The 15,851-nt window shown below is 70.1% G+C and carries 9 protein-coding genes and 1 pseudogene; 4 read left to right on the top strand and 6 right to left on the bottom strand.

Annotation, left to right across the window (positions count from 1 at the left end):
- Window positions 1-49: 49 nt before the first annotated feature.
- The 3 genes from ACQP2X_RS16855 to ACQP2X_RS16845 form a co-directional block, all read right to left on the bottom strand.
- Window positions 50-4,069 (bottom strand): nSTAND1 domain-containing NTPase, encoded by a 4,020-nt coding sequence (locus tag ACQP2X_RS16855; RefSeq protein ID WP_498698013.1) that lies wholly within the window; start codon window positions 4,067-4,069, stop codon window positions 50-52.
- Window positions 4,070-4,110: 41 nt separating this feature from the next.
- Window positions 4,111-4,518, bottom strand: coding sequence for a PPOX class F420-dependent oxidoreductase (locus ACQP2X_RS16850; protein WP_498698012.1), 408 nt, complete (start codon window positions 4,516-4,518; stop codon window positions 4,111-4,113).
- 153 nt (window positions 4,519-4,671) lie between these two features.
- Complete coding sequence (locus ACQP2X_RS16845) at window positions 4,672-7,539, bottom strand: GH92 family glycosyl hydrolase (RefSeq protein ID WP_498698010.1); 2,868 nt, start codon at window positions 7,537-7,539, stop codon at window positions 4,672-4,674.
- Between the two features lie 215 nt (window positions 7,540-7,754).
- Here ACQP2X_RS16845 and ACQP2X_RS16840 point away from each other — a divergent pair, with 215 nt between their 5' ends.
- Entirely contained in the window at window positions 7,755-8,585 is an 831-nt protein-coding gene (locus tag ACQP2X_RS16840; protein ID WP_498698008.1) for an EamA family transporter, read from the top strand.
- A 387-nt stretch (window positions 8,586-8,972) separates the two neighbouring features.
- Here ACQP2X_RS16840 and ACQP2X_RS16835 read toward each other — a convergent pair whose 3' ends face one another.
- Window positions 8,973-10,508, bottom strand: coding sequence for a M1 family metallopeptidase (locus ACQP2X_RS16835; protein ID WP_498698005.1), 1,536 nt, complete (start codon window positions 10,506-10,508; stop codon window positions 8,973-8,975).
- Between the two features lie 142 nt (window positions 10,509-10,650).
- On the opposite strand from ACQP2X_RS16835, the gene ACQP2X_RS16830 reads away from it, so the two are divergent.
- The 3 genes and pseudogenes from ACQP2X_RS16830 to ACQP2X_RS16820 form a co-directional block, all read left to right on the top strand.
- The gene (locus tag ACQP2X_RS16830; protein WP_498698003.1) at window positions 10,651-12,003 is read left to right on the top strand and encodes an XRE family transcriptional regulator; all 1,353 of its coding nucleotides are present in this window, start codon (window positions 10,651-10,653) and stop codon (window positions 12,001-12,003) included.
- Window positions 12,004-12,102: 99 nt separating this feature from the next.
- Entirely contained in the window at window positions 12,103-12,237 is a 135-nt protein-coding gene (locus tag ACQP2X_RS16825) for a hypothetical protein (RefSeq protein WP_498698001.1), read from the top strand.
- A 3-nt stretch (window positions 12,238-12,240) separates the two neighbouring features.
- A pseudogene (locus ACQP2X_RS16820) lies at window positions 12,241-13,407 on the top strand (MFS transporter); the annotation flags it as partial.
- Between the two features lie 28 nt (window positions 13,408-13,435).
- On the opposite strand, the gene ACQP2X_RS16815 reads toward ACQP2X_RS16820, so the two are convergent.
- On the bottom strand, window positions 13,436-14,074 hold the full coding sequence (locus tag ACQP2X_RS16815; RefSeq protein ID WP_498698000.1) for a DUF1275 family protein: 639 nt from the start codon (window positions 14,072-14,074) through the stop codon (window positions 13,436-13,438).
- A 55-nt stretch (window positions 14,075-14,129) separates the two neighbouring features.
- The gene (locus ACQP2X_RS16810; RefSeq protein WP_498697999.1) at window positions 14,130-15,764 is read right to left on the bottom strand and encodes an alkaline phosphatase D family protein; all 1,635 of its coding nucleotides are present in this window, start codon (window positions 15,762-15,764) and stop codon (window positions 14,130-14,132) included.
- Window positions 15,765-15,851 lie beyond the last annotated feature (87 nt).

The following is a 15,851-nucleotide window of genomic DNA, read 5'->3' as shown; positions in this document are numbered from 1 at the left end:
ATCACATCCCCCCGCGCCGCAGCGTACCTGGCGTGGGCTGGGGGAAACCTCAGCGGCACAGTGCCGGAACGGCCCGCCCGTTCACCCGATTGACAGGCACGGAGATGGCACACAGCGACCGGATCGCGGCGCCGGGTTCGATCTGCCACACCCCGACGGTCCAGTCGTTCAGACCGGCGAGCAGCCGTTCCCCGTCCGGGGTGAAGGCGAGCGGGCCGCGCTGGTTGCTGTTGCCGCGCACCTCGGCGATCCGGTCGCCGGTCACGCTGTCCCAGAGATAGATCTGCCCGTCGTTGGTGTCGGTGCCGGTGGCCAGCGTCCGGCCGTCCGGCGACCAGGCGATCCGGGTGAGCCGGGCCGGCTGGGCGCCGAGGTCGCGCTGCGGGGCGAGCCCGTCGACCCGGACCAGGTGGACGCCGGCGACGCCGGGCAGCGCCAGCGTGGCGGAGTCGGGGCTGACCGCGATCTCGGCCGCGTAGTCGCCGGGGAAGTCCCGGAAGTCGAGCAGGGCCAGGTCCGAGGTGCGGAAACGCGAAATCCGGCCGTCCCATGTGCCCGGGGCCACGGAGCGGTTCGAGGTGACGAGCAGGTGCCGTCCGTCCGGGGTGAAGGCGAGCCGTACGGGAACGCCGCCGAACAGCTTGAGCTGGGCCCGTTGCCGACCGGTGCCCGCGTCCCAGACGATGACGTCCGTGTCGTCGGCGTTCTGTACGTCACTCTCGGACACGCCGTCGGGAAGGCGGCGTGGCGTCGTCGCCGCGAGCAGTGACCCGTCCGGCGAGATCGCCACGGCGTCCGGTGTGAGGCTTTTGTCGGCGATGGTGAGCGTGTGCCGCAGCTTCTCGGCCGCGTCGAAGAGCACCACCCGGCCGCCGGCATCCACCGAGACGGCCAGGCTGCCGTCCGGGCCGTAGGCGAGCCCGGCCGGCTTGTTCCCCGCGATCGTCGAGCGCAGCGCCCCGGTGCGGGGATCCCAGATCCGGATCACGGCGTCGCCGGATCCGGTGGCCACCCGCGCGCCGGAGGGATCGACCACCAGCTGATTGACGATCTGCGGATGGGGCAGCGCGCTCGCGTCGGGCCGCATCAGGGTGGGCGGATCGTTCTGCCCCACGACGGCGAGCAGCCGGCCGTCGGCCGAGAGGGCGACCGGGTTGGGCAGGCCCCGCAGCCCGGTCACGTCGGTCCGCGGGCCACCCAGCGTGAGGCGCAGGATCTCGCCGAGCTCGCCGCTACCGATGATCACCGTGCCGTCCGGGGTGACGGCGAAGCGGCGCGCCGGCGCCGGGGTGTCGGAACGGGTCGGGTCGGGCACCGTCACCGGGCGCCAGCCTGCGGCGGCCCGCCACGCCTGCACCGGGCTGCCGTCGCCGTTGCCGATGGTGAAGAAGCTGTCGCCCGGACCGGCCGCCACGTGGAACACGTCCGGGATGAGAGCCCGGACGGCGCCGCCGCGCCGTTCGACGATCGCCCCGCCGTCCGGAGACGCCACGGCCAGGGTCCGGCCGCCGCCGCTGACCGCCACGCCGAGGGAGGCGGCGACCGGCAGCTTGGTCGAGCCGATCAGCCGTCCCTGCTCGGGGTCCCATTCACCGATCGTCTGAAGCACGTCGTCTCGGGCCGCCAGCACGGCCGAGGAGTCCGGCAGCCAGGCCATCGCACCGAACGCCGGCAACCGGTGAAGCAGCCGGCCGGACCCCACCTCCCAGACGACCACCTTGCCCTGGCCGACCGACCCCGACGCCAGGAACCGGCCGTCGGGCGAGAAGCTCAGGAAGAACGGGATCCCCGGCCGGTGACTCAGAGCGGCCCGGGCGGGTTGCAGCGTCGTGGTGTCCCACAGGTCGATGTCGCCGTCCGGATAGGCGGCCGCCACCAGGCGGCCGTCCGGGCTCACGGCGACCGACGCGGCGCCGGTCCGGCTGCCGAGACGGCCGACCAGCTGCGTGTGCTGGCCGTGCATCAACGCGCCGCGGGCCTCGACGGTCGGCTCGGCCGCCCAGGCGGCCAGCGCGCGTTCCACCGAGTTCGCAGGGTCGCCGTAGTGCTGCGTGTGTGATTCCAGCGCATACTGCCGTGACAGCGCCGCCCGCCCGTTCGCCCTCGCCTCACCGCGCTGGTCGAGGGCGACCAGGCCGCCGGCTACGGCCAGGAGCAGCGCCACGCTGAGCCCGGCGACGAGCCGCCGCAGCCTCCGGTTGGTCCGGCGCACCGCGACCTGCCGGGCCTCGGCCAGGGCGGCCGACGCGGCCAGGAACCGCGCCTGCGCGGGTGGCAGATCACCCCGTCCCGCCGCCCACTCCCGGGCCTCGGCCAGCCGCCCGCCCCGGTAGAGCAGATCGGGGTCCTCGCCGGCCTCGTCCCACTCCCCCGCGGCCTGGGTGAGCCGCTGCCGCAGCACGATCTCGGCGCGGGCGTCCTCGAGCCAGCCCGCGAGGCGGGGCCAGCCGTCCAGCAGGGCCTCGTGGCTGATCTCGACGGAGTTGTCGCCCGCCGTGACGAGCCGCTCGGCGACCAACGGGCCGAGCACCGCCATGTCGACCTCGGCCCGCGCCGCCCGCCGCCGGACGGCCAGCCCGTCGACGACGGTGACCAGACCGAGCAGCTCGGAGCGGAGCGCCGCCCGGCCGGGCTCGTCCAACCGGTCGTACAAGCCCTCGGCCGTCTCCGCGACGGCCCGCCGCACCCCACCGGTCCTCTGATAGCCGGCCAGCGTGAGCGTGTCGCCCTCGCGGCGCTCCCAGGTCGCCCGCAGGGCGTGCGCCAGCAACGGCAGCGTCCCCGGCTCGTAGTCACGCAGCAGCACTTCGACGAGCCCGGCCTCGACGCTCAACCCCGCGTCCCGCGCCGGCTCGGTGATGGCCCGCCGCAACTCCTTCTCCCCCAGCGGCCCGAGCACCACCTGCCCGCGCGCGAGCACGTCCGCGAGGGCCTCGATCTCGGTGCACTGCGCATAGAAATCGGCCCGGACGGCAAGGATCAGGACCTTATGGGGTACGTCGACAAGCGCCCGCACAAAAGCAGCCCGCTCGTCCGCGTCCGCGCATTGCGTGAACAGCTCCTCGAACTGATCCACCAGAACGACCCGGCGGCCCTCGGAGCCGGATGCGCCGAGGGCGGCGCGCAGCGCGGCCAAGGGCGCCGGGCCGGGTGTCAGCTCGATCCATTCCCAGGTGCTGCTGCCCTCGCCGGCGCCGTCGGCGGCCACCGCGGGGCGTAGTCCGGCCTTCAGCAGCGAGGACTTCCCCACGCCGGAAGCGCCGACCAGAATCAGGGGCGGGCCGCCCAGCGTCTGCTCGGCCAGGCGACCGAGCAGTGCTCCGATCAGGCCCTCGCGGCCGTGGAAGAACGGCGCGTCCCCCACGTCGAAGCTGGCCAGACCCGGATAGGGCGAGACGCTGACCGGCGCCGGTGGCTTGACCGGTGCCGGCGTGGACTCTCCAGGGACCCGCAACGACCGGATCAGCGCTGTGGTCGCGGCCAGCGCGTTCAGCACGCGGCCGGTGTCGCGGCGCTGCCGTTCGGCCTGTTCGTTGAGCCCGTGCTGGATCTCGTCGAGCACCCGCAGCGTCTCCGCGCCGAGCACGTGCGCCTCACCCAGCGCCTCCGCGATCTGCCGCCGGGTCTCGTCGTCGGCCGCGAGCAGCGCCGTCTCCACCGCTCCGAGGGAGCGCAACAGTTCGGCCAGGTCGTCCCGCAGCCGGGTGTCGCCGTCCTCCAGCCGGGCCAGCAGCTCCGCGGCCACCGCGTCCCGCCAGCGCTCCTCCGCCTCCGGCGGCACCGCGCCAGCCGAGGCCGGCTCCGACGAACCGGGGGACGACAGGCGGCGTGCGGCGTCGGCCAGCACGTCGCCCAGGTAGTTGCTGCCCATGCCCCCGGCCTGGCCCAGGGCGGCGGCGTACTCGCCCGAAGCGCCCAGCGCGGCGCCGGCGATCGGTGCGACCGCCGACGCCGCGAGGAGGGCGAAGATGCCGTACGGGCTGACCCGGCGCAAGCCGGAACCGGCGGCACGGACCCAGGACCGGATCCCGGCTCGTGCGCGCTCGGCGGCTCGGGGTGCGCTCTCCATCGACGCCCATCATGGCAACCGGGTTCCACTGTGTACAGGAACTACTCTCGGAGGTCGCCCCAGGCGTGCCACGTGTCGATCTCGACCTGGACGGCGACCCGGGGGCGTTCGCGGTTCGCGTACGGCTCGCCGGTGTAGTGGACGGCCAGGCGGTCGATGGCGGCCAGGCCCTCGTCGTCGGCGATGGAGACCACCCGGCCCTGGACGCTCACGTGGCTGTACCAGTCGTCGCTGGCCAGGACGGTCAGCGAGACCCTCGGGTCGCGGTGCAGGTGCTTGAGCCGCGCCCGCTTCGCGTCGAGGCCGAGCAGCACCCGCCCGTCGTCCTCCAACAGGTACCAGGTGGCGACGGTGACGGGTCGCCCGTCGGCCGCGACCGTGGCCATGACCGCGGGGTGGGGCTGCCGGAGGAAGTCGGTGAGCTTCGCGGGAAGCGGCATCTTGGACATGATCAAGAGCCTAGTGCGGCCGGTCAGCGGATCCACCCCACACCGGCACCGCCGCGCTCCCGTTCGCCAAGCTGACCCGACTGTCCCGGTCAGCTTGGCGAACGTTTGAGGAGGCTGGGCGTATGGCCTGGGGAGATCTGGTGAAGGGGTGGGTCAGGACACGGCGACGTCGAAGACGTGCATGATGCCCTTGTCGGTGGACTGCGGCAGGATCACCGCGTCGACCGTCTTCGTGCTGTCGAGGGCGGCCGGGGCCGTGGCGAAGACGCGGAACGTGCCGTCGCCGGCGGTGCCGTTGGCGTTGTTGCGGCCGGACAGGGTGATGAGCGTTGTCGGGTCGGCTGCGGCCCAGTCGGCGAACGTGACGGTCACCTGCTGGGTGGTCCTGTCGGTGTAGACGACGGTGGCCGTGCCCGTGGACGGGCCGTTTGTGGCCAGGCCGAGGAACGAGACCGCGGCGGACCGGCGGTTCGGCAGGTCGACGCGCTGGCCGTGCGGGATCCAGTTGTCGGGCGTGCCGGGCTCGGCCGTGGGCCAGGTGAAGGCGATGCCGGTCTGGCCCAGCGGCAGCGAGGCGCCGGGGGTGGCGCCGGCCGCGGCCAGGCTCTCGCGGGAGAAGGACCAGTCGCTCAGGTCCATCGATCCCAGGTTGCCCTTGCCGTTCGGGGTGGTGCCGATGTTGTTCCGGGCGTCCGCGCCGTCCGTGTACGACGGCGGCACGTCCTTGGCCCCGGTGCCCCACGTGCCGGGCGTGGCCGACATCGTGAAGTCGAGGCGGCCGGCAGTGCGGGCGTCCAGCCAGTTCGCGCTGCGCCGAGCGCCGTTCACCTTCAGGGACGACACATACTTCTTGCCATTCTGTACGCCCGGAGCGGTGATCCGGATGTCCCGCCGGCCGTCGACCGGGTCGATCGTGACGCTCTTGAACATCGGAGCGCTGATCAGCAGGTCGCCAGTGCCGTAGACGGCCGGGTAGACGCCCAGGTTGGCGAAGACGTACCAGGCGCTCAGCGAACCCTGGTCGTCGTTGCCGGGCAGGCCCGACGGCGTCGTGTCGTACATCTCGGAGACGGCCCGGTAAAGCACGTCGGTGGCCTTGGCCGGCGCCTGGAGCCAGTTGTAGACCCACGGCGTGCCGAAGGCCGGCTGGTTCGACAGATAGTTGCCGGTCTGGGTGTAGGCACCGGCGTCGAGCTGGGCCATGAGCGTGTCGAGCTGGGCGGTGGCCGCCGCGACCCCGCCGCGCTGGGCGATCAGCGTGGACATGTTCTGCGGGACCAGCCAGCCGTACTGATATCCCGTGGACTGGTTGAACTGGCCCCGGCCGGAGCCGTCCTCCCGGACGCGCAGATCGAAGTTGCGGTCGAATCCGGTGCGCTCGCGCGGGCGGATGTGCTGGGTGACCGGGTCGAAGACGTTCATCCAGTTCTGGGCGCGGCCCATGAAGAAGTCGTAGTTCGCCCTGTCGTGCTCCTTCGCCGCCAGCCGGGCGATGGCGAAGTCGTCGATCGAGTATTCGAGGACACGCGAGGTGGCGAAGTCGCCCTTACGGTTCTCGATCAGGCCGGTCGCGAAATACTGGTACGCGTCGGAACGGCTGCTGCTCACCGCGGGCAATTTCTGGGTCGCCACCATCGAGGCCAGCGCGGCCTTACGGTCGAAGGCGATGCCCATGTCGTCGAGCGTGGCCAGGATGACCTGGTAGTTGTCGCCCTGCATGCGGGCCGCGCCGGGCGCCCACGAGCCCTTCTGCTTCACCATGTCGACGATCGACTGGGCCATGTCCGAGGCGACCTCGGGAAAGGTCAGTGCGATCAGCTGGGCCTGGCTGCGGTACATGTCCCAGCCCGAGCCGGCGAAGTTCAGGTTCTCGTAGAAGTGCCGGCCCCGGCCGACCACGTGGACCTGGTTGTCGTAGCCGAGGTACTGGCCGTTGACGTCGTCGCGCACGTTCGGGTGCAGCAGCGAATGGTAGAGCGCCGTGTAGAACGAGGTCCGTTGCGCGTCGGTGCCGCCACCGATGTCGATCGTGCCGAGCGCCTTCTTCCATTGGGAGGCGGCGTCCTTGCGTACGGAATCGAACCGCTCCTTGCCCACCTCCTTGTCCCGGTTCGCGGCCGCGTTGGCGACGCTCACGTAGCTGAAGCCGGTCTTGGCGGTGACCTTGGCGCCGTCGGTGAAGGTGATCCACGCGCCGGTGTCGTGGCGGTAATCGACGCCGGTGTCGGTGGTGCTCTTGACGGCATGGGCCGATCCGGCGGTCATCTCGCCGTCGTTCCAGGTGCCGTAAGACGCGAAAGCCTTGTCGTACGTCGTCGAGAAGTACGCCTTGTAGAGGTTGCCGACATCGCACACGTCGGTCCCGTACATCCAGCCGCTGACCGTCCGGGTGGCCGGGTCAATGGTGACCTCGCTGCCGAAGGAGCGGTTGTTCTGCCCGGACACGTCGAGGATCAGGGTCGCGTTGTCGGAGAAAGAGAAACGGCTCACCGACGTACGGCTGCTGGCCGTCAATTCCGTGGTGATGCCATTGTCGAGGGCCACTTTGTAGTAGCCCGGCTGCGAGACCTCGTTGGCGTGGCTGAAGCTCAGGTAATAGGGCTTCACGTCGACCGACGGATTGGTGGGCAGGACGCCGCCGGTGAGCTCGCCCGCGTACGGGATGGTGGGGAACTCGTAGCCGCCGTAGCGCCCCGTGCAGCCCGTACCCGAATAGCGGGTCATGCCGAATCCGCGGATGAGACCGGCGGTGTATTCGTAGCCGCCCTTCTCACCGACCAGCGCGTTGCCGGCCTTGTAGGTGGTCGGGCTGGGCTGCACCATGCCGAACGGCACGGCCGCGCCGGGGAACGTGTTGCCGTACGCGTCGTTGCTCTTGTTCTGCGTCGTGTCCATCTCGGTGCCGATGAACTGGTTCACCGCGTCGAACGGCGACAGCTCCCGGTGGGCGTCCGCGGGCGCCGCCAGCACCGCGGTCGAGAGGATCGGCGCCAGCGCGAGCGCCAGATACCTGATGCGCATTCGTGTTCCTTCTCGAGGGGTATCGATCAAGAGAGAGCATCGTGTCCCGAGAGGACACCTACATGGCCAAAAGTCGGACGAAAGATCAACAACAAGGACCGATGGGATTAGCCCGGTCGGCCGCCCACCTGCGGGCGACTGACCGCGGGCGCCCCGATCGGAAGTATCGGCCGCATGGTTTTGTGCCGATTCCACCGCGAAGCGCCCTGACGGCCATGGCGTGGGTGATGACAACCGCGGTCGTGGCGGCCCTCGGCTGGGGCACGTCGGACTTCCTGGCCGGCGTGCTGACCCGCCACCGGCCGATCCTGACCATCCTCATCGGCTCCCAGATAGCCGCCATGATCCTGGTCCTGCCGGCAGCGCTCGTCCGCGGCCTCCCACCCGCCTGGGACGCCCGGTTGTGGCTGGGCGCCGCCGCCGGCCTGGTCGGCCTGCCGGCCATGGGCCTGCTCTACCGGGCGATGCGCGAGGGCTCACCGGTCGTGGTGGCCCCGGTCGCCGCGGTCGCCGCCCTGGTCCCGGTCGGCTGGGGCCTGCTGCACGGCCAGCGCCTCGGCGCCGGCGTGGCCCTGGGCGTGACCGCCGGCCTGATCGGCGCCACCATGGCCAGCTGGCCCGTGCCGGGCGAGACGTCAAGCCGTACCCGCCGATGGGCCATTCCCTGCGCTCTCGGCGCCGCCCTCGGCTTCGGAGCTTTCTTCGTCCTCATCCACGAGGCAGCCGAGGCCGACGAATTCTGGGCGCTGGCCACGGCCCGGGCAAGCGCGGGCGTGGCCACCGTAGCCATGGCCCTCATCGTCGGCGGCTCCCGGTCCGCCCTGCTCCAGCCACGGATCTTCCTGGTCGGCGCCTCCGATGTGGCCGCCGACGCCGCCTTCATCGTGGCCGCCGCGTCCGCGCTGGCCCCCACGGCCGTCGTGGCGTCCCTCTACCCCGCGGTGACGCTGCTCCTCAACCGCCTGGTCCTCCGCGAGCGCTTGCACACCGTCCACCTGTACGGCGTCGTGGCCGCTGTATTCGCCGTCGCCTGCCTGGCCCGGTGACGACCATTGACAATGCTCATGAGATAATTGACTGGTCGCCGCGATTTATTAATCGCTTCTTACATCATCAGCATAGCCGAGCCGATGAGGCCGTTGCTAATCTTCGCGTCCCGATTGCACCCTGCCTTCACAATTCCCGGAAACGCTGGATCGCGGTTTCCCTGGACCCCACATTGGTCCTCGTCCAGCAGTTGTCGAAGGCACCGGGGGACGATCAATTGGACTTGCACGCGATGTTTCGCATGCTCACCATCGTCAAGTTCGCCGCCGTACGGACGAGGTCGTCGCGGGCGATCGCACTGAGGGTCAGGCGTGAGGAGGAACGGCGCCTGCTCCGGTGAACGGGCACGCCGGCCGGACGCTTCCACCGTCCGGCCGGCGGACCGGTCAGTGCTGGTGGATCAGAGCGTGGGTGTGGCTGATCTCGGCCCACGACTTCGGGGCGACGGCCGCCTTACGAGCCAGGGTGGAAGCCACGACCGGCCTGGAGGGGGTGTAGAGCCACGCCTGGAACAGGGCGTCGAGGTCCTGGCCGGAGATCTTCTCGGCCAGGGCGGTGAACTGTTCGGTGGTGGCGTTGCCGTAGCGGTGCTCGGCGGCCCAGGTGCGCAGAATCTCGTAGAAGTCGTCGTCGCCGACGGCCACGCGCAGCTGGTGCAGGGTCATGGCACCCCGGTCGTAGACGGCGTCGCCGAACAGCTGGGCGACACCCGGGTCGGCCGGGGCGGTGGTCCAGATCGAAGCGTTCGCGGGATAGGTGGCGTACAGATAATCGAAGACCTCCTGGGCTGTGCCCTCGCCGTTCTTCTCCGACCAGAGCCACTCGGCGTAGCTGGCGAAGCCCTCGTTGAGCCAGATGTGACGCCAGTCGGCCACCGAAACCGAATCGCCGAACCACTGATGGGCGTTCTCGTGCACGACCACCGACGTGTTGGAGCCGCGGGTGAAGAAGGCCGTCGCATAGTTGGGCCGGGTCTGGTTCTCGAGCGCGCAGCACAGCGTGGCGGGCGGGGCGACGACGCCGCCGCGCGCCTCGAACGGCCACGGGCCGAACAGCGTGGTCTCCCAGTCGGTGATCTCGGCCGTGCGCTCGACGCTGACCTGCGCCGCCTCACGCAGCTCCTGGGTCATGAGCTGGGAGTACGCGTTGTAGACGGGCTGGCCGCTCGCGGTCGTGTCGGTCGTGACGTCGTACTGGCCGACGGTCATGAAGGTCAGATAGGTGGCCTGCGGCTTGAGGGAACGCCAGCTCCACCGCGTGTAGCCGAGGGTCTCGCGGACCGGCGGGCGCGGCATGACGCCGTTGCTGATGGCCTCGACACCGTCGGGCACGCTCAGGGAGACGTCGAAGGTGGCCTTGTCGGTCGGGTGGTCGTTGCTCGGGTACCACCACCAGGCGATTTCCGGCTCGCCGATGGCCATGGCGCCGTCGGGCGTACGGATCCAGGCGGTGAACCCGGCCGCGACCTTGCTCGACGGCACACCCGAATACTGAACCACGATCGTCATGGCGCCGCCGTCGGCGACCGGCCGGGCCGGCGTGACGACAAGCTCGTGGTCCCCCTGCCGGGCGAAGGCCGCCGGACGGTTGTTCACCAGCACCGACGACACGTCGAGGACGAAGTCGAGATGGAAGCGGCTGAGATCCTGCTCCGCCGTGGCCAGGATCGTGGTGGTGCCGGCCAGCCGATCGGTGGCCGGCGTGTACCGCAGGCGGATGTCGTAGTGGGAGACGTCGTACCCGCTGTTGCCGTAGTCGGGGAAGTAGCTGTCGCCCACCCCGGGCCCACCCGGCGCGGGCGCGGCCTGCGCGGCCGCGGGCGTGCCGGCCAGGGTCAGCACGGTGGCGGCCAGTGCCACGAACAGTCGTCGCACGGGACTTCCTTCCGTCGAAGGGAACGGTCCCGGCGAATCTATCCACATCGATACAAAGATCGCTGCCCCGTCCGGTCGGCCGCGCACCGATCCTGGAAAGACTCGGCCAATCGATCACACGCGTGAGCCGTTCGGCGACGATTCGGCCGCCACACTTCCGATCCAGGCACGCCGATGACACCATGCCCGCATGCGCGACGAATCACGCCGTAAACTCCTTATAGCTTGGGCGATCTGCGCCGCGCTGGTGGCGAGTGCTGTCGTTCTCCTTGCGCTTTTCGGTGCAGGAACTGTCAATGCGATATGGCCGACGGTCAGTGTTGTCATAGCCATGGTTTCGTTGACGCTCGCCGGAACGCTAGCCTTGAAGAAACGCGATCAACCTCACGAGGAAGCGATGAGCAGCCCGACAATGCTGCAGAGCCAAGAGGACTGGATCAATGTTCGCAAGGCGCTGAAGTTGCGGAGAGTCCCGCTGGCACGCGCCCTGGCGCGCGGCTATTACCCTGCCGATCGGATTTCCGACAGCGGCTTGATCGGGCGCCCGGAATGGCGACCCGAGCGGCCTGTAGATCTGCGCAGCGTGACTATCGATCTCCGGGCCGATGCACCCAACCCCGAGATTGATGGCACCGAGCGGAATTCTGAGCACGTTCGGCCTTCGGTCACTTCGACGGAATCCTTCACACGTTATTCGTTTGCCATGCGCAGCCTGGCCAAATCGCCAAACTTGAGCAATCGGTCGAGCTGGCGAGTTCTCGCCGTCAAGGGTTCCGATCACTTGGTCTTCGGCTACGCCAACTATTTTGAAGGTCTCGACGTCTCCGAAGCGCTCGCCCACGAGGCGGCCGCCATTCTGCCGGAGTCCATCGCGCATGACAGGCCGATCACCGCCTCTCTGCCGTTTCGAAACTTCGTCAACCCCGCGACAGATCTGAATCGACGGAGAGTGATACCTGCGATCAGTACGCTGGTCATCAGAAACGATCCGAAGAACCCTACGACGATCCTGCATCAGCGGGACCCGGACACGGCAACAGCCGGCGGCACCGTCCAAGTCATACCCTCGGGGACGTTCCAGCCGTCCTGCCGGGAGCAAAATTTTCCTGGGCCTGACTTCTCGCTGTGGCGAAACATCATGCGCGAGTACGATGAAGAATTAATGGGTAATCCGGAGCGTGACGGCGAGGCGAGTGAGCCGATCGCCTATGACCGGCAGTTCCCCTATCGTGAACTCGATGCGGCCCTGGCGACCGGCGCGATCAAGGTCTTCTACCTCGGTTTTGCGCTCGACGCGCTCACCTTGTGGGGCGAGCTCATGACCGTCGCGGTCTTCGAGCCGGAGATTTTTGACGCGTTGACTCCGCAGTTCCGCCAACCTGGCGGTTACAAGATTCCCGGGAACAGCGAGGGTCCTCAGATAAGGGTGGTCCCGTTCAAGGGCAAAGTTCTGGAACGGATTCTCCGGGAGGAAAATGTTCAGCCCGCGGGCGAGTACTGCATCCGCACGGCGCTCAAGCATCGAGATTTGATTCTCGGTTAGGTGGCCGGACCTGCTCGTCCTGGCCCGGCTGCGCCCACCGTGACCGCCGGGGCGGGTGGCCCGCTGCCACCGGGGTGTCGATCCGCGACAACGTGGTGAGTGACGGGTCGCTGCGCCGCGTTCGCCGGCTATTTCATCGTGGAGGCCTCCGACTTCGATCATGCCGTGTGGATCGGGCGGATGATTCCGGTCAGTGACGGGTGGGTCGAGGTCAGGCCGCTCATCTCGGGGTGACCTGTGGACCTTGCCCCTGGGGCAGGCCCCAGGATCGCCGGTGTGCATCTCTTCATCGATCGTCGGCCGCTGCGCATCGCTGCTTTTCGCCGACTGTGGGTGGCCTCGGCGGTCACCGCAGTCGGTGGCTCCTTCAGCCTTGTCGCGGTGCCTACTCAGCTGTTCACCTCGACCGGGTCGTCGGCCCTGGTCGGGGTGGCGGCCGCGGTCTCGCTGTGCACGCTCGTCGTGTCGGCGCTGTGGGCCGGGGCCCTGGCCGACAGCATGGACAGGCGCCGGCTTCTGCTGGGCGGCAACGCCGGGCTCGGCCTGGTGTACGCCGGACTGTGGCTCAACTCCGTGCTCGGGCTCGAATCCGTACCACTGACGCTTCTGCTCGTCGCCGGGCAAGGTGTCAGCTTCGGTATCACCCTGACGGTGACGGGCGCGGTGGTACCCCGGGTCGTGCCTCAAGATCTGCTGGTCGCGGCCAGCAGTCTCAGCTCGCTGACCCGGTACGGCGGCGCGGTCGCCGGGCCGCTGCTCGCCGGTGTGCTGGTTCCGGTCGTGAGGCTCGGGACGCTCTACCTGCTCGACGCACTGGCGCTCATTGTCGTGCTGTGGGCGGTGGCCCGGCTACCGGCGATGCCCTCTTCGGCGAGCCGGGAGCGGGGCACGCTGCGCCGGCTCGGTGACGGCTTCCGCTATCTGGCCGGGCGCCGGGTCCTGGTCGCGATCCTCGCCGTCGACCTGGCCGCCATGGTCTTCGCGATGCCGTCCGCGCTCTTCCCCGAGCTCGCCGAGCGCACGTACGGCGGCCGGGCGGGCGGCGGCCCGGAGCTCGGGCTGATGTTCGGGGCCTACCCGGCCGGGGTGCTCCTGGCCGCCCTGTTCTCGGGCGCTTACAGCCGGGCCTGGCGGCACGGCGCCCTCATGGCCTCGGCCGCGATGGCCTGGGGTGGCTGCGTCATCCTGCTCGGCCTGGCCCCGCACCTGGCCGTCGCGCTGGTGGCGCTGCTGCTGGGCGGCGCCGTCAACTTCGTGCTGAGCACCTTCCGCAACGCGATCTCGCAGGCGCACACCGACGACGCGCTCCGCGGCCGCGTGCAGGGCTCGCTCACTGTCGTCCTGATGGGCGGCCCCCAGCTGGCCAACGTGGTGCACGGGCTCGCCGGCGCCTCCCTCGGCGCCCGGCCCGCGATCGTGGCCGGTGGAGTCCTCACCGTCCTGACGGTCGCACTTCTGGTTCGGGCGTTCCCTGAGCTGTGGCGCTATTTCGCAGCCCCGGCGACAACAGCGGGACCGCCGATCCCACCAGCACCACCGGGAGCACGTAGGCCGCCCCATGCGCCACCGCCATGAGCCCGGCCGCCGCGGCCGCGCCCGCCACCAGCGCCGCCAGTTGCAGCAGCGCCGGCCCCGCCTTGCGCAGATCTCCGGTCAGGGCGGTGACCAGGGCCCCGGTCATGTACGTGGTCGAGGCGCGCAACCGCAGCCCGACCACGCTCTGACCGCCCATCGCGATCCCGGCCACCGCCAGCAGGACCCGCTTGCCGCCGACGCCCGGCTCGGTCAGCAGGCCGCCCGCCACCACGGCGAGCAGCGCGAGCTCGGCCAGCAGCGGCGCGGTCACGGTCGGGGGCAGAAGACGCCAGATCAAGACCCCGAGGCCGTACGCCGTCACGGCGATCGCCACGGGGATGACGCGGGCCGCGTCGGTGGTGCCGATGCCGTACCCGAGTGTCACCAGGTTCCCGGTGATGATGCTGGCGAAGGCGCCGCCCAGCACGGTCAGGGCCAGCAGATCCGTCGCCCCCGCGGCGGCCGCCAGCACCGCTGTCCCGGCCCGTTCTCTCATGGGACCAGTGGATACCCCGGCGGCCGCCGCCATAGGCGAAAACGTGAGCCAGGAGTCAGGGGCGGAGGGTCTCTTGACGTACGGTGTCCTCGCTGTTGCCCGCTTTGAAGGTCGCCGAGGGGTTGTCCGCCGTCTGGTGCAGGCCCGGTGCCCGGTCCTCGATGACGAACGTCGCCCGGGTGTGCACGGGCGCGCCCGGCGTGGTCACGTACGGGACGACGCGGAAGTCGGCGGTCATCGAGTCCGCGGTGATCGTCGTACGGACGTACCCGCGCTGGTTGTTGTAGAAGCGCAAGTGCGGGTTCCAGGCCGCCCAGGGGTGATTGCCCGAGGGCACGTCGGCGCCGTCGCCGGTCGACGTGATCGAGGAGCAGACCAGCTCCGTGCCGACCGTGCGTGACGCCGGGTCGGCGTAGTCGAGCTTCAGCTCGTCGGCCCAGTGGGCGTGCACGTCGCCGGTGAGCACGACCGGGTTGCGGACACCGGCGTCGACCCAGCCCCGGGTGATCCGGTCGCGCGAGGCGGCGTACCCGTCCCAGGAATCCATGCTCGTGACCACCTGCGGGCCCGAGTTGTTGTCGCGCTGGCCGAAGAACACCTGCTGGCCCAGGACGTCCCAGCGGGCCGTCGAGCGGCGGAAGCCGTCGAGCAGCCATTTCTCCTGCGCTTCGCCGGTGATGGAGCGGTTGGGGTCGTACGCCTGCTCGCAGTCCTTGTATCCGTCTCCGCACGCCTGGTCGTCGCGGAACTGGCGGGTGTCGAGCATGTGGAACGTGGCCAGCCGGCCCCAGTGCAGACGGCGGTAGAGCCGCATGTCGATGCCGCGGGGGATCGAGGTGCGGCGCAACGGCATGTTCTCGTAGTAGGCCTGGAAGGCGGCGGCGCGCCGGGCCAGGAAGTTCGGGTCGGGCTGCTCGGGCACCTCGTCGGCCCAGTTGTTCTCGATCTCGTGGTCGTCGAAGACCACGGCCCAGGGGGCCACGGCGTGCGCGGCCTGAAGATCCGCGTCGGTCTTGTACTGGGCGTGCCGCTGCCGGTAGTTGGCCAGCGTGACGGTCTCCGGTCCCTCGTGGTCGCGCGGGTTGCCGCCGGGGATGGTGTAGACGCCGGCCTGGTATTCGTACTGGTAGTCGCCCAGGTGCAGGATCAGGTCGGGCTCGTCGGCGGCCAGGTGGCGGTACGCGGTGAAGTAGCCGTGCTCGTACTGCGAGCAGGAGGCGAACGACATGGCCAGGGTGCCGCCGGTCGCCCACAGCGCGGGCGCGGTGCGGGTGCGCCCGGTCGGTGAGACGTGGCGTTCGGCCTTGAAGCGGTAGAAGTACTCGCGGCCCGGCAGCAGGCCGTTGAGCTCGACGTGCACCGCGTGGGCCGACTCGGGCCGGGCCACGGTCACGCCGCGCCGCACGATCCGGCGGAAGCGCTCGTCGGCGGCGAGCTCCCACTCGACCGGTACGACGCGAAACGGCATGCCGCCGAGGCCGTCCTCGGCCAGCGGGGTGGGTGCGAGCCGGGTCCACAGCACGAAGCCGTCCGGATCGGGGTCACCGGAGGCGACGCCGAGCGTGAACGGGTCGGCGCGGAGCGGTCCGTGGTACGGCGCCGCGGTGGCGGCCAGCGGCCAGGTGGTCGCGGCGCCGGCGACACCCGCGGCGGCGGAGCTGAGCAGGAGGGTACGTCGGGAAAGTGCCATTTTCGCAGCTTGCGGGCTATAGATGTACGTGGATGGAAGCTCCGGCGAACCCGGCCGGAACGGCCGAACACCGCTGACCGAGTGACC

The organism is Actinoplanes sp. CA-131856 (genome assembly GCF_050956135.1).
In the GTDB taxonomy this organism is placed as follows: domain Bacteria; phylum Actinomycetota; class Actinomycetes; order Mycobacteriales; family Micromonosporaceae; genus Actinoplanes.
The sequence above is the reverse complement of the archived record's forward strand: the minus strand, read 5'-3'. Positions and strand labels throughout refer to the sequence as shown.

What these genes read in the sequence shown, in the direction of transcription:
- ACQP2X_RS16855 (WP_498698013.1), bottom strand. Translation starts at nt 4,069, where the DNA reads ATGGAGAGCGCACCCCGAGCCGCCGAGCGCGCACGAGCCGGGATCCGG.
- ACQP2X_RS16850 (WP_498698012.1), bottom strand. Translation starts at nt 4,518, where the DNA reads ATGTCCAAGATGCCGCTTCCCGCGAAGCTCACCGACTTCCTCCGGCAG.
- ACQP2X_RS16845 (WP_498698010.1), bottom strand. Translation starts at nt 7,539, where the DNA reads ATGCGCATCAGGTATCTGGCGCTCGCGCTGGCGCCGATCCTCTCGACC.
- ACQP2X_RS16840 (WP_498698008.1), top strand. Translation starts at nt 7,755, where the DNA reads ATGGCGTGGGTGATGACAACCGCGGTCGTGGCGGCCCTCGGCTGGGGC.
- ACQP2X_RS16835 (WP_498698005.1), bottom strand. Translation starts at nt 10,508, where the DNA reads ATGTGGATAGATTCGCCGGGACCGTTCCCTTCGACGGAAGGAAGTCCC.
- ACQP2X_RS16830 (WP_498698003.1), top strand. Translation starts at nt 10,651, where the DNA reads ATGCGCGACGAATCACGCCGTAAACTCCTTATAGCTTGGGCGATCTGC.
- ACQP2X_RS16815 (WP_498698000.1), bottom strand. Translation starts at nt 14,074, where the DNA reads ATGAGAGAACGGGCCGGGACAGCGGTGCTGGCGGCCGCCGCGGGGGCG.
- ACQP2X_RS16810 (WP_498697999.1), bottom strand. Translation starts at nt 15,764, where the DNA reads ATGGCACTTTCCCGACGTACCCTCCTGCTCAGCTCCGCCGCCGCGGGT.